General features: G+C 68.7%; 10 protein-coding genes. 4 read left to right on the top strand and 6 right to left on the bottom strand.

Translation table 11 applies throughout. The annotated features are described in order from the left end of the window. Position 1 precedes the first annotated feature (1 nt). Positions 2-1,495: a helix-turn-helix domain-containing protein gene (locus tag ABGA99_RS06445; RefSeq protein WP_347576314.1), complete on the top strand. Its 1,494-nt coding sequence runs from the start codon at positions 2-4 to the stop codon at positions 1,493-1,495. Positions 1,496-1,736: 241 nt separating this feature from the next. Here ABGA99_RS06445 and ABGA99_RS06440 read toward each other — a convergent pair whose 3' ends face one another. The 4 genes from ABGA99_RS06440 to ABGA99_RS06425 all read right to left on the bottom strand — a co-directional run bounded on the left by ABGA99_RS06440 (position 1,737) and on the right by ABGA99_RS06425 (position 7,319). Next, complete coding sequence (locus ABGA99_RS06440; protein ID WP_347576315.1) at positions 1,737-4,112, bottom strand: Ig domain-containing protein; 2,376 nt, start codon at positions 4,110-4,112, stop codon at positions 1,737-1,739. A gap of 131 nt (positions 4,113-4,243) precedes the next feature. Beyond that, positions 4,244-5,071, bottom strand: a complete 828-nt coding sequence (locus ABGA99_RS06435; RefSeq protein WP_347576316.1) for a carbohydrate ABC transporter permease — start codon at positions 5,069-5,071, stop codon at positions 4,244-4,246. After that, complete coding sequence (locus tag ABGA99_RS06430; RefSeq protein ID WP_347576317.1) at positions 5,068-5,904, bottom strand: sugar ABC transporter permease; 837 nt, start codon at positions 5,902-5,904, stop codon at positions 5,068-5,070. Before ABGA99_RS06430 ends, ABGA99_RS06435 begins: the two co-directional genes overlap by 4 nt. A 158-nt stretch (positions 5,905-6,062) precedes the next feature. Further along, complete coding sequence (locus tag ABGA99_RS06425) at positions 6,063-7,319, bottom strand: extracellular solute-binding protein (protein ID WP_347576318.1); 1,257 nt, start codon at positions 7,317-7,319, stop codon at positions 6,063-6,065. A gap of 142 nt (positions 7,320-7,461) precedes the next feature. Here ABGA99_RS06425 and ABGA99_RS06420 point away from each other — a divergent pair, with 142 nt between their 5' ends. Genes ABGA99_RS06420 through ABGA99_RS06410 form a run of 3 tightly spaced genes read left to right on the top strand, consistent with a single transcriptional unit; the run spans position 7,462 to position 11,040 of the window. Further along, the gene (locus tag ABGA99_RS06420) at positions 7,462-8,685 is read left to right on the top strand and encodes an ROK family protein (RefSeq protein WP_347576319.1); all 1,224 of its coding nucleotides are present in this window, start codon (positions 7,462-7,464) and stop codon (positions 8,683-8,685) included. A gap of 33 nt (positions 8,686-8,718) precedes the next feature. After that, positions 8,719-10,872: an alpha-galactosidase gene (locus ABGA99_RS06415; protein WP_347582281.1), complete on the top strand. Its 2,154-nt coding sequence runs from the start codon at positions 8,719-8,721 to the stop codon at positions 10,870-10,872. Positions 10,873-10,911: 39 nt separating this feature from the next. Beyond that, positions 10,912-11,040, top strand: coding sequence for a hypothetical protein (locus ABGA99_RS06410; RefSeq protein WP_347576321.1), 129 nt, complete (start codon positions 10,912-10,914; stop codon positions 11,038-11,040). Between the two features lie 546 nt (positions 11,041-11,586). Here ABGA99_RS06410 and ABGA99_RS06405 read toward each other — a convergent pair. Both ABGA99_RS06405 and ABGA99_RS06400 read right to left on the bottom strand, forming a co-directional pair. After that, the gene (locus tag ABGA99_RS06405) at positions 11,587-12,873 is read right to left on the bottom strand and encodes an acyltransferase (RefSeq protein ID WP_347576322.1); all 1,287 of its coding nucleotides are present in this window, start codon (positions 12,871-12,873) and stop codon (positions 11,587-11,589) included. A 47-nt stretch (positions 12,874-12,920) separates the two neighbouring features. Beyond that, positions 12,921-13,322 carry an SRPBCC family protein gene (locus ABGA99_RS06400; RefSeq protein WP_347576323.1) on the bottom strand — a complete coding sequence of 134 codons (402 nt, stop codon included), beginning with the start codon at positions 13,320-13,322 and terminating at the stop codon, positions 12,921-12,923. Positions 13,323-13,449 lie beyond the last annotated feature (127 nt).

Below are 13,449 nucleotides of genomic sequence, written 5' to 3'. Positions count from 1 at the left end.
CATGACGACGAACAGCGCGGACCAGGCGCAGCACCTCGGGGATCGCCCGCCCGCCTCCTCTGTGAAGATGACGCACTACCGAGTGGTGCAGCGGCTCACGCACGCCGCGGCCCGCCCTGGCACCTCGCTGCTCGACGAAGCCGCTGCCCTGGCCGACGGCTGGGCTGTCCTGGTGGACCCCGTGGCCGGCGCATTCTCGGGGGACCTCCAGACCGCCGGGTGCGCCGCGGTACATGCCGCGGCCCACCCCCAGGCCCACCCGCACTTGACGATTCGTCGGGTTGGTGCTGCCGTGCTCGTCCTCGGTCCCGGTACATCGGTGCCTGCCTCCCGAGTAGCGTTGATCGCGCGGACCACCGTCGAGCTGCTGAGAGTGCGGGCGCTACAGGCGGACAAGGTGCGAGGTATCGAGCAGCGGATGCACACGGCCGTGCTGCGCCTCCTGCTGCGCGGCGAGCACCGTTTGGCCGCCGACGTGCTGGGCGGCACCACACCAATGCACGCCACGATGTACAGGCTCACCGGCAATCCCCGCGCTACACACGCCGCCTACCAGGTGTTGTGGCGGACTGCACAGCTCAGCGGAGCCCTCAGTCAGACGCACCGGCTGGTCTGCCTCGACGGGACAGAACTGGTTGTCGTCGACCTCCACGGCGCCGACGGCGACCCCCACCTGGCGCTCTCGCTCACCGCCCGCACGGCCGAACGGCATCAGCTGACCGGAGGCGCAGCCGACCCGGCACCGCTGGGCATGGCCCCCCTCGCGTGGGCGGAAGCGGGAGTTGTGCGCAAGGGCGCGGCAAAGGGGCGACTCAGGATCGCGACCGAAGGTCTGGCAGAACTCGGGCTGCTCCGCGCCGTGCCTCCCGCCCGGCTCGTGGCATGGTCCGCAGCCGTCCTCCAGCCCTTGGACGGCGAGCAGCGCCGGGCACTTGAAGCTTACCTGCGATCAGGAACAGCTCAGGCTGCCGCGCCAGTCCTCAGCGTCTCTGAGAACACGGTACGCACGCGACTGCGAGAAATCAGCCCACTGCTTGCGGCTGACCTGGACCACCCCACCGTCCAAGCGCAACTGCTGCTGGCGCTGCGAGTCCCCCCCTCTCCTCTGCCGGCCACCTCGCCGGCACGCCCGCTTCCTGGCCCGCCGGTGCCCACCGAACTCCTCAACGCCCACCAGGCCAAGAGCTGGGCATCCGCCCTGCTCGAACCGCTCGACAGGCCACTGCGTATCGCACTGCGATGCTGGCTCCAGCATCACGGCCGGACCGCTCCCGCAGCCGCCGAGCTGGGACTCGCCCGCTCCACCCTCACCGCGTGGCTAGACAGGTGCAGCCACAAGCTCAACCTGGACCTGAACTCCGCCACGGCCAGGGCGGAACTGCATCTGGCCGTCGAAACGGTCGCCGGCCCCGACGACGTACCTGCCTCACTGCCACGCCGCGGAGGCCGCACCTACCGGGGTTCACTACCGCAGGAACCGTCGACCGGATCCTGACCTGCTGACCGGTTTTCGACCACCGCACGCCCCCGCCGGAGTGCGTACGCTGCCCGACAGCGGGTCGAGTGGCGGTGTCCCGGCCGACGCGCCATGAGGTGCCGATCCGTGGTCCAGCCGTCAGCGGTCACTCTCGGCATGGGTGGAGACTCGCCATCCGGCGTCGGGGTGCCGGCCCGTCGCGGTCCGCGCTCATCCCCTCCTTTCAAGGGAGCGGCTCAGGGCGTGCGACTCGCCCGGCTCACCGGCCTACGTCGATCACGTAGTCGCGCTGCGCCGGCGGCTGACCGTAACTCTGGGACGCCGTGATCGTGAACCGTGCAGTTCCCTCCCTGACCGGAGTGCCAACGATCCCTCCGGTGTCGGCGTTGAGCGCGAGCCCCGCGGGCAGCGCTCCCGAGGTCACCGCATATCGCGTGGTCGCCGGCGTATTGGTCTTCACGACCGCCTCGTACAGGGCGCCCTTGGCCGCCGCGGGCAGCGCTCCGGCATCGAGCTCCGGGGTCGGCGCGACGACGGCTTGGGGGTCGCCGACCGGGCTCCCGGCAGCGTCCAGCTCCTGCAAAGACCATCGCATGCCCGGCTTGACCACGGTCAGGTGCCAGTTCGTCGTCAGGTCGAGGAAGCGCGCCCGCTGCTCCGTGGTGAACGCACCCAGGTTGCGTGCCGTCTCCCATTGCTGGATGGCCTCGAGCAGCCGCTTCGTGTTATCTCCGCCCGACACGAGGCTGGAAACCGAGCTCTGGAAACCTGCCCCGGCATTCAGACCGGCGCCTCGCGCCAGCTTCCACTCCATGATGAGCAGGCTGTCCGAGCCCTTGAGGCTGATCCAACCGAGCATTCCGGGGAGGTAGTTCGCCCGGAGGTACGTATTGTTCTTGAGCACCTGCTCCATGGAGGTACTGCCGACCTCACCCCAACTGGCACGGGTCAGCGCGTCCCAGGTGTTCGAGGTCATCCGGCTGGTCTCGGAGATCAACCGGTCCTTGGCATCGGTTCGTGCATACGTCGTGTTCACCAGGTGAGCGATGCCGTAAGCGCCCCAGCCGGACTCCGATGCCGACTCCAGACCGTCCCAGGACATCCCGGTGATACCGGTTGCGTTCCATGCGGTGGACAGCCTGTCGATGATCTCGTCGAGGATGGCATGGTTACCGATCGCGCCGCCGTAGCTGTTGGCCACGGTTCTGGCGGCGCGGTCGCCCGCAGCGTGTGAGGCCGCGACCGATCCCCAACGCGCGCGACGCAGGCCGGTCAACTTCCATTCTTTCCCCACCTGCTCGGCCGCTTCGTAGCTGACGAATTCGTCCCCGATGCGCAATATGCTGTGGTACACGCCCGCAGCAAGCAGTGTGCCGGAGTCGAGGTACACGGTGGTGTCGCCGGCCGACAACTGCCGGGTGAGCGAGGCGCCGCCCCCGGTCACGAGCCGGTCGTCGGCGGGTGCCCTGACGTAGTCGTCTCGCGGGCTCCAGGCCCAGTCGTAGGCTTCATCGCCGGTGCCGATGAAGTCCGACAGGGTGTGCACGCCGACCTGTACACCGTCGGCCTTGGCGATGTCCACGGCCGCCGCGGCCCCGGCGTCGCTCCCGCCCAGGCTCGCGTCGAACCTGTAGTGACCGCTCGACGCCCAAGGGCCGTAGTTGGTGGTAAGTGAGTAGATGCGCTCCATACCGGCCGCCTGGGCGAATCCTGCCGCCGCCGGAATGTTGTCGCTCCGCAGGTCGCCGAGCACCAACCATGACTGGCTGCTCGCCTGGGAGGTCTTCTGCCACTGACCGTTCAGCCTTGGGTACGGCAGCTTCTCGCCCGCTGCGATGTTGGACAGGATCGTCGGCGTCGCCTCAGGCGAGGTTCCGAAGAGTGCCATCTTGGAGCCTGCGATCTTGCCGTCGCGGCCGGGCAGCGGCCCGACCGCGATCGGGTAACCGTGTACCTCGCGGTGGCGTTCCTTGGTGTAGTCGAAGGTGAAGGCGCGCAGTACGGAGCCCCAGGGAGTCACGCCTGCCGCGCTCCACTCCTCCAGAGAACCCACGCTTACATGGTCCGGATCGTGGTCGACCTCGCTCTCCCAGCCCATGTCCTTGAACTCCTGGGGCCAGGCGCCTTCGGTGCGGTCGGTCAGCGGGCGGAGCCCGATGGCGAATTCGTCGTCGCGGACCACGCCCACCGCTGTGCCGATCGTCGAGGAGATCGACGTGGCCAGTGGGCCCCAGAGCAGGGTCTGCACATCGACGCCCCCGGGCGCGTCGATGGCGACCGCCTCGAATGTGGCGTAGCCGCCCTTGCTGGCCACCTTCACCTGGATCGTCCAGTTCGCCGCCCTGTTCCGGAACGAGAGTATCTGGCCGCCAGGTCCGGAACGGTCCACCGTGGTCGGTCGTTGCTGCTCGCCGTCGACGACCAGGCTGACCAGGGACGCCGCGCGATCGGACGCGAGGTAGTCGACCCCGGTCCTGACGTCCACCAGCCCTGTGACGGTCCCCGCCCTGTCGAGCTTGAGGTCCAGATAGCCGGCTCGTATCCCGATCGATGAAGTCGTCCCACCCGGCTGTGCTTGTGCCGGCTGAGCGCCGGCCGCTTGCAGGGCGCCGGCGGGCAGCAGCGTGACCGCCAAGGCTCCGGCTGTTCCGCGAATTACGGTTCTTCGCGGGGTGTGCTGGGAATCGGGTGTGGGCTTCGGCGACTGCATGATAGGTCTCCCGTCACATTTCGACTGGCTTTGCATGGACCGGACGGTCGTGCAGGTCATCCCTTCGTGGCACCCCCGGTCAGGCCGCGGACGAAGTGCTTCTGTAGCGCAAGGTAGAAGGCGAGGACGGGCAGTGTGGCCAGCAGCATGAACGCGAATACCGCCCCGAAGTCCTGCTGGTAAGGGCCGATGGAGCGGAAGATCCCGACGGTCACGGTGTTCCCAGCCCCCGGGCCCAGGACGAGCAGCGGTGTCAGGAAGTCGTTCCAGACCCAGACACCGAGGAAGATCAGGACGCTGGCCGAGGCCGGCCGCAGGAGCGGGAAGACCACCTGCCAGAAGGTCCGGAACCGACCGGCGCCGTCGACCGCCGCCGCCTCCTCCAGTTCTCGGGGAACCGAGCGGACGAAGCCCATGAAGACGAACACCGCGAACGGCAGGTAGTACCCGACGTCAACCAGCACCGCGCCCGGCATCGTGTGCATCAACCCGATGGCGTCGAGGATCCGCGTGATCGGAAGGATGATCACTGCGGGCGGGATCATCAGGCCGGCCAGCATGACGCCGAGGACGGCGCGGCTCCACCAGCGGCCCGATCGCACCAGGTGGTATGCCGACATCGCGGCCAGCACGGTGGTGATGACGATCGTCAGGGTGGTCAGGATGGCGGAGTTGACGAGGCCGTACCAGAACAACCCGTCCGGCCTCCCGAGTACCCGCTCGATGTTCTCAAGGGTCGGCGGAGCCGGGAGCGCCAGCGGCGATGCGACGACGTCGGTGCTGGGTTTGAAGACGTTGACCAGCGCCACGTAGAGCGGCAGGCAGAAGACGGCCGCCACGCCGATGGCCAGCAGTGGGCGGACCCACGACGTCCGGGACTTCACAGGTTCACCTCGCGTCGTTGCAGGAGCTTCAGCGTGGTCACGCTCGCGGCCGAGACGACAACGAGCATGACCCCGGCCATCGCGGATGCCATTCCCGGGCGCTGCTCGGAGAAGGCGGTGCGGATCACCTCGAAGGCGACGGTGGCCGTGCCGTCGGTGCCGGGGCCGCCGTTGGTCAGTACGGCGATCTGGTCGTAGACCTTGAACGTGCTGATCATCAGCATCACGGTGTTGATCGTCAGCGCGGGTGCGAGCATCGGCCAGGTGATCGCGCGGAACTGCTGCCAGGGGCCGGCGCCGTCGAGGCTCGCCGCTTCCTCCAGCTCGGCGGGGATCCCCGCGAGCCCGGCGAGGTAGACCACGACGGCGAAGCCGAGCATCTGCCAGACCATGATCCCGGAGACGGAGTAGATCGCGTACGAGGGATCCGTGAGCCAGCCCGGCGGATTATCGATCCCCATGGAGACAAGCGTGCTGTTCAGCAGGCCGTCATCCGCCAGGATCGAGCGGCCGATCACCGAAACCACCACGGCGGAGAGGATCACCGGTGTGAAGTAGACGCCGCGCAGCAGGCTGTAGAGCCGACCCTGCCGGCGCAGCAGCAGGGCAATCGCGAGACCGAACAGGTTCGTCAGCAGCACCACGAGCACGGTGATCACGACGGTGTTCCACAAGGAGTGCCGGAACTCCTCGTCCTCCAGGAGGAAGCCGTAGTTGTCCAGGCCCACGAACGAGGTCTCCGGGCGGGTGGCGCGCTCATCGGTCATCCCGATGTACAGGGTCCACAGGATGGGTGCCAGGACCATCGCGGTGAAGATCGTGAGGGTCGGCATCACGAAGACGGCGAAGGCTCCTGCCGACGACCACGACCAGGAGCGGCGCCCGTGTGGCCCGCCCGGGCGCCCGGACGGGGCCGGAAGGGGCCGCGGCCGACCGGGCCCCGGGATTCCTCCTCCGGCGACAGTCTCCGTCCGGGAGCGCAAGGCGTGCGTCACTGCGAGAGCTCCTCGAACTTCTCGTCGAGCGTCTCGACGAACTGGCCGACGTCGGCACGGCCGTTGAGGAGATCGTTCAGTGCTGCGTCGGCCTTGGGTATGAAGCCCGACGGCAGAGCCGGGACGCCGGCCTCGTTGCCGAAGCTCGGGGTTACAGTGCCGCTGGAGCGGGCCTTGTCGTAGAGATCGAGGGTCGAGTTGTACAGGGGCGACAATCCGGCCGGCGGCTTGTAGCCCTTGAGGGCGACGAACAAGCCGTCGAATCGCGCCCCGCCGTCGGCATTCAGCTTGGAGAACTCGACGGCCCACTGCTTCGCCTTGCCGACATCGGCGGCCTCCTCGCTCACCGACACCCCGCCGCCGGTGTACACGGGCAGGACGAGCGAGCCGTCCTGCGTGGGCATGGGGAAGACACCGATCTGCTCCTGCTGCGCCTTGTCCGGGGCCGCGGCGAACCACGAACCCATCGGGTACATCGCGCCCTTGCCCGCGAGGAAGGCATCCTGCGCCTGTGCGTAGGTGGCCGACAGGTTGTCGACGTTCTCCTTGCTCGCCAGAGCCTTCATCTTGGTCGCCGCATTGACGAACAAGGGGTCGCTGAAGTCGGTCTTCCCCGCGACGAGCTTGCCGAGCCACTTCGGGTCCTTGGCATAGACCTCGTCGGCCACGAGCTGGGCGAAGGTCCATCGCGGGCCGAGGCCGTCCGGTGCACCGCCGCCGATGACGAACGGCTTGATCCCCGCCGCCTTGAGCTTGCCGACGGCGGCGAGCAAGTCGTCCCAGCGCTTCGGGGGAGCGGTGATGCCTGCCTTCTCGAAGTCCGCCTTCCGGTAGTAGATCTGCCAGGTCTGCGAGTTGGTGGGCAACTGGTAGATCTTGCCGTCGAAGCTGTTCGCGGTCGGGCTGACCCAGTCCGCCAGTTCCTTATCGCTGAACTGGGCGAGCTTGCCCGCCTCCGCCAGCCCTGCGGGGTCGATCGCGACCATGATGTCGGGCAGTGCGCCGGTCGAGTCGAGCTGGCGCGCGTATTCGTTGCGCTGCTCGGCACTCGGCGCGACGAGCTTCTTGATCTTCACCCCCGGGACCTTGGCGCTGGTCTTGGCGATGATGCCGTCCCAGTACGCGGCGGTGAGGTTGGGGGTCTCGAAGGTGAGCAGACTCAGCGTCACGTCACCGCGCGAACCGCTCCCGCCCCCGTCCTCGCCGCCGACGGCACAGCCTGTCAGTGCAACGACGCCCAGTGCTGTGGCCATCGCGACACCGTTGGTCCGCTTACCCATCGAGCACCTTCCCTGCTGGTCGGGGCCACAGAGGAGGCAGCTCGACCGAGAGTTTATATAGGTAAGTTACTTGGCAATATTGCTGTTGGGGCGTCAATGTAGATAGCGTGCAGCCGTGAGTCAAGACATCCGTGAAACCAGGCGCGGTGCGGCTCCCGCCGGCCGTGCGGGCGATGCCGGCCTGCTGCGCAAGCTCAACCTCGCCGCCGCAATGCGTGCCTTCCTCGACACCCCGTCGCTGTCCGTCCGCGACGTGCGGTTGATCGTCGGGGTCTCCCGGCCCACCGCCGAGGAACTGCTGGCCACGCTCTTGGACCAGGGCTTCATCCGCGAGACGTCCGGACGCCCGAGCGGCGAGCGGCCCGCGGGACGACCCGGCCGGCGCTTCGAGGTCGTGGCTGAGGACTTCGCCGTCGTCGGGGTAGACATCGGCGCCCACAAGGTGGCCGTGGTCATCTGCGACCTGCGCGGGGACGTCGTGGCCATGCGCAGGCGCAGCGTGGACCCTGGCCTCAGCGCGGCCAGGCGCATCGGCGCCGTAGCGCGGCTGGCAGAGATGACGGTCCGGCAGGCCGGGAAGAGCTGGGAACAGATCAACTCAGTGGCCTGCGGCATCACGGGCCTGGCGGCCAACGGCTCGGAGGTCAGGGACGTCCGCGCAGTTCCCGCGGGTCAGGACCTCGACGTCTACTCACTGCCGGGCTTCGACGAGATCGACGTGGTGTCGGAGGTATCGAGGCGCTTCAAGCGCGACGTGCTGATCTCCAACGACATCTACCTCGCAGCGGCGGCCGAGCAGTGGCAGGGTGCCGCGACCGAGGCACGCGACCTCGTCTACATGCACGCCGGCCACCGCCTCGGGGCCGCGATCGTCATCAACGGGCAGATCCACCACGGGCGCCACGGCTTGGCGGCGTCCGTCGGCGCCATGAAGATCCTCGGATGGGCCGACGCGATGGCGCAGCTCGACCACGAGAGCCGCAGACTCACAGGCTCCGCCGCCACTGAGTCCACCGGAGACGACGTTCGCGCACTCTTCGAAGCGGCCGCACACGGCGACCGCACCGCGGTGCGCACCGTCGACCGTGTCGCCGAAGCACTCGCCCTGGGCGCATCCACCCTGGTCCACGCCATCGACCCCGACTACGTCGTCCTCGGCGGCGGTCTCTCGCGCACGGGGGACGTGCTTGCCGGGCCGTTCCAGCGGCACTTGAGCGCGACCACACTCGACTCGCCGGAGTTCCGCGTGTCCCTGCTCGGCGACGAGTCCGTCGCCCTCGGCGCCGCCCGCCTCGCCCTCGACGACTTCAAGGCACACCTCCTCACCGTGCAGACCTGAATCACTCCCTCAACGAACGTAGGAGTCACCGACATGATCGAGCCGGGACGCGTCGCCGTGCCCGTGCCCACCGCCCCCGTGTCCCTCTCGGGTCCCGGCGGGAGCGAGAGCACAACGATGGTCCTGCTACCACGCACGGACGGCCTGCCCGACTTCGGGTGGATGGGGCCCTCCCTGGCATCGGGGGACGTCCGCTCCCTGACGATCCCGGCCTCGGTCGAGACCACGGCCTGGAACTCCTGGCTGATCGGCTCACCGGTCACCGTGTTCCCGGAGCACGCACGCGGCTACCTCGGACGGCCCGCACTGCTCGGCCACCGCATCGGCCCCGAAGGTCCCGGGAGCGACTGGTCCACCGCATTCGGTGCGTGCACCGTGTGGTGTGACGACGGCTCGCTCGTCGTCCAAGCCAGCGACGAGTCGGCGGGACTCGAACTGCGCTTCGAGGCCGAGGCGGTCGCGGGGGGAGGTCTCCGCCTCCGGCACCTGCTGACCAACGCCGGCACCGGGCCCTACGTGGTCGATGCACTCGACGTGGTCATCCCCCTGCCCCCAGGCGCGGGCGAGATCCTCGACTTCACCGGGCGATGGGCCCGCGAGCGGCAGCCCCAGCGCCGTGCCCTCGCGGACGGACAATGGGTCCGGGAGCACCGCCGCGGCATGCGCAGCCTCGACGGCACCGGCCTGGTGGTGGTCGGTACCCCCGGCTTCGGCTACGGCACCGGTGAGGTGCTCGGCGTCCACCTCGTCTGGAGCGGCAACCACCGGTACGCCGTCGAGCGGCTCAGCTCCGGTGCCGCCGTCGTCCGGGCCGGCGAGCTGCTGCACCCGGGCGAGCTGGTCCTTGCCGAGGGCGAGACGTACACGATGCCCTGGGTGCACGTGGCCGCGTCCGCGCGCGGACTCGACGGCCTGGCGGACGCGACCCATCAGTACGTCCGGTCGCTCGCTGCCCATCCGCCCTCGCCCGCACCCGTCATGTTCAACCCGTGGGAGGCGGTCTACCTCGACCACGACCTCGACAAGCTGACCGCCCTGGTCGACATATCGGCCGGTCTTGGCGCCGAGCGATTCGTGCTCGACGACGGGTGGTTCGCGGGCCGGGAGTCCCTCGACGACGGCCTGGGCGACTGGACCCCGGACCCGGTGGTGTGGCCGGACGGGCTGGCACTGCTTGCGGACCGGGTGCACGAGAAGGGAATGGAGTTCGGGCTCTGGTGGGAGCCGGAGGCCGTCAACCCGAACTCCGCGGTCTACCGCGACCACCCCGACTGGATCCTGCGCACGGGTGACCGGCTCCCCGTGCTGGAACGCAACTGCTACCTGCTCGACCTCGGCCGGGACGACGTGCGTACACACCTGGTCGACGTGTTCGACTCCCTGGCGGCGGCGCACCGCATCGACTTCGTCAAGTGGGACCACAACCGCGACCAGATCGACGGCGGTCACTCGCGCGGCTCCGGCCGGCCCGCGGCACGGCGGCAGACCCTCGCCTTCCGCGAACTCCTCGACGAGCTGGCCCGCCGCCACCCCGGCATCTCGTGGGAGACCTGCGCCTCAGGAGGCGGCCGAATCGACCTAGACGTGCTCGAACGGGTCCACAGCGCCTGGGCCTCCGACGTCACCGATCCGTTGTCCCGCCAGCAGATCCAGCACTGGACCGCCCAACTCGCCCCACTGGAGTACCTGGGTGCTCACATCGCCGCACCGGTCTCCCACCAGACCGGCCGGACCAGCAGCCTGGACCTACGCGCGGCCACGGCTTTCTTCGGCCAGTTCGGCGTCCAGTGGGACCTCACGAAGGTGCCGGCCCATGAGCTGGACCGCCTTGCGAGCTGGACCAGCCTCTACAAGCGGCACCGCGCGCTCCTGCACACGGGCAGGCTGACGCGCGTCGAACTGCCCGACGGCCTGCTCGCGCATGGAGTGGTCGCCCAGGACCGGTCGGAGGCGCTCTTCTCTTACGCCCAGCTCGACGAGGTCGTGCCCGTGCCACCGCGGCTCCGCATCCCGGGACTCGACCCCGACCGGACCTACCGCGCCTCGCTCGTCTCTCCGACCGACCCGTCGGTGACCTGGAAGGTCACGGACATTCAGGCCGGCGGCGCGGCACTGGGAGCACTTGGGCTGCCCGGTCCCGCGCGGGCACCCCAGAGCGCGGCGCTGGTCCACCTGCACGTGGTCTGATCCGGCGGAACCACCGCAGTGGGTAGAGCGGTTCGTAGGATGCAGCTGGCCGACCGGACGCTCGCGACGCACCCGGATTCCCTGCTCGAGCCCTGGCTGCGGCAAGCTGCGCGGTGGGGCGACGAGAATGCGATGCGCCAGGACGCCGCCCGGTTCATCTCTGTATGAGGCGACCGGCTCGCACCGAGCTGGGTGGAGAACTACGCCGACCGTGACTGGTCGGGGCTGCTGCGCACGCTGCATCTGCCGCGCTGGGAGAAGTATCTGGCCGCGAAGGAGAACGAGTTGCGCACGGGCACGGCGCCGCCGGCGTTCGACTGGTACGCGGAAGCCACGGCGTGGGCCGGCTCACCGCCGCGCACGGCCGCGAACCCCCGAGGGGACGTTGTGGCCCCGGCACAGGCGGTACTCCTGACCGCGGAGGGCTGGTGGCCCAAGGGCGGTGGGCCCGTACCGCGCGGCCCACCCCCCGGGTCTTCACCACGCTGGGTGACAGTGGACAGCAGCAGCTGCCGTTCCAGCCGGCGCCCCAAGTGCCGTCCGACATTCGCTACGCGATCGAATGGCCACCTTGACGCCCGTGGAATACGTGCGTCCGCTGGCCTGCCAGCGAGCGGCCGAACCCCGCCCAGCTGAAACCAGCAGCGCTACGTTCGCAAGGTCGTCCGCGGGCGCCGCCCCCTTCCCTCTCGAGGTCAATGACGACGACCCCGCCTACTTGCTGGTCGACGCCTTCGAGGTAGTCCGCTTACGCAGCCTGCGCTGCCGGGCTGGGTGGCGGAGCTGCTGGGCGGGGCCGGGGCCGATTCCCGGGCGAGGCGCGGGAATCCCCGCCGGACCGGCCACCGCCGTCCCGGTACGGGCTCTGGTGCGGCCCCAGCGGCGCATCACCGGCAGCTCGACAATGGTGCAGAGCATCCAGCCGAGCAGCAGGGTGCCCGCGAGGAGCAGGAACAGGAGCGCGGTGGCGGTGAGGCTGTCGTACGTGCGGCCGCCGAAGATCTTCAGGCGCCCGTAGAAGATCGGGACGGCCTGGATGATGTAGAAGCCGAACGAGACGGTGCCGAGCCACACTGTGAACGGCCGGTTCAGCAGTGTCCGTTCGCCGCGGATGTCGCTGGCGGCGGCCGTGCAGATAATCGCGGCGATCGGTACCACGGTGGTGAGTGCGAAGTTGTACGGCGCGGGGACCTCGACCGCGGCGGCGTAACCGACGAGTGCCATGGCGGCCACCGGAACGGCTCCGATGCGCGGCCAGCGGCCGCACATCACGATCCGGGCGAGCAGCACGCCGAGGACGAACTCGAAGATCCTGCTCGGGGGGAAGAGGTAGGCGAACCACATCTTCGTCATGGGCAGCGGCCCCAGCGGGTAGGAGATCCCGGCCGGCACAACGTACTTGGCGAGGACCGCGACAGTCGCCACGCCGGCCACCATCGCGCCCGCCGCGGGCCATAGCCGTCGCTCGGGAATGCGCAGCAGGGGCCGGATGATGAAGGGGAAGGCCAGGTAGAAGAGGAGCTCGGAGCAGAGCGACCAGGCCGGTACGTTCACGCTGCTGAAGGTCTCGGGCTGCGGGATGAACGAATGGACCAGGAACAGGTTCGGCAGCCAGGCGTGCGCCGGCGTGTACGGTGCCGCGAAAAGCACCATGACGACGGCCCAGGTGACCAGGTGACTCGGGAAGATCTTGAGTAGCCGACGCCGCCAGAACGCTCCGGTCCGGTCCCCGTCGCGCCTGGACCAGGTGAGGACGAACCCGCTCAGCACGAAGAAGAATGACACCCCGACGAACCCGGCCGGCGCGAACACGTGCGCCATGCCTTCTGCCACATCCTGGTCGGCGTAGAAATTGATGGGGGCGGCGAGATCGAGCGGATTGTAGAGCATCGAGGCGTGTGCGAAGAACACGAGAAGCGCGGCGATGATCCTCAGGCCGGTCAGAGAAGGGAGATCAGAAGTGCGCTTGCCGTTGCGCTCGGCGGGGAGCGCGGGCGTCACTCCCGGAGTTCCGGTGGATTCCGGTAATCCTGGTGATCCCGGCTCCATTACATCACCGCCGCGAGTGACTGCTTCATCGATTCGACCGCACCATCCATGCCGGTGGCGATTTCTTCGGTGAGAGAGTCCGGCTTCAGGTCGACCAGCCATCGCGCCCGGGAGCCGACCGCACCCTCCTCGGGAGGAAGGATCTCCATCACGGAGGGGTGGTGAAGGAATTTCCAGGGCGAGTTCCGTACGCTGTAGGACATACGACGGTGCTCGTCGTCGACGCTGACGATCAGTTCCTCTGTCGTTCCGTACTCACCCATGTCGGCGGTGCGTACGTCTCCGTCGAGCGTGACGGGGCCGAGGAAGGTGAGTTTGTTCACCGCGCCGACATCCACCAAAGCCGCCCACGCGGCTTCTTCGTCCGCGCGCACGGCGAATTCACGAATCATCGATGCCATGTGCTGATGATGTGACATGAACACGCCCGACCAACACCCCTTACCACCCCCTATTTACCCCGTTCCCCATTCGGCTGCCCAGGTGGGAGTGCCCGGCAAAGGCGGGGAGATTCTTTCACCCATGTCC

The sequence above is a fragment of the Streptomyces sp. B5E4 genome (genome assembly GCF_039871555.1).
In the GTDB taxonomy this organism is placed as follows: domain Bacteria; phylum Actinomycetota; class Actinomycetes; order Streptomycetales; family Streptomycetaceae; genus Streptomyces.
The sequence above is the reverse complement of the archived record's forward strand: the minus strand, read 5'-3'. Positions and strand labels throughout refer to the sequence as shown.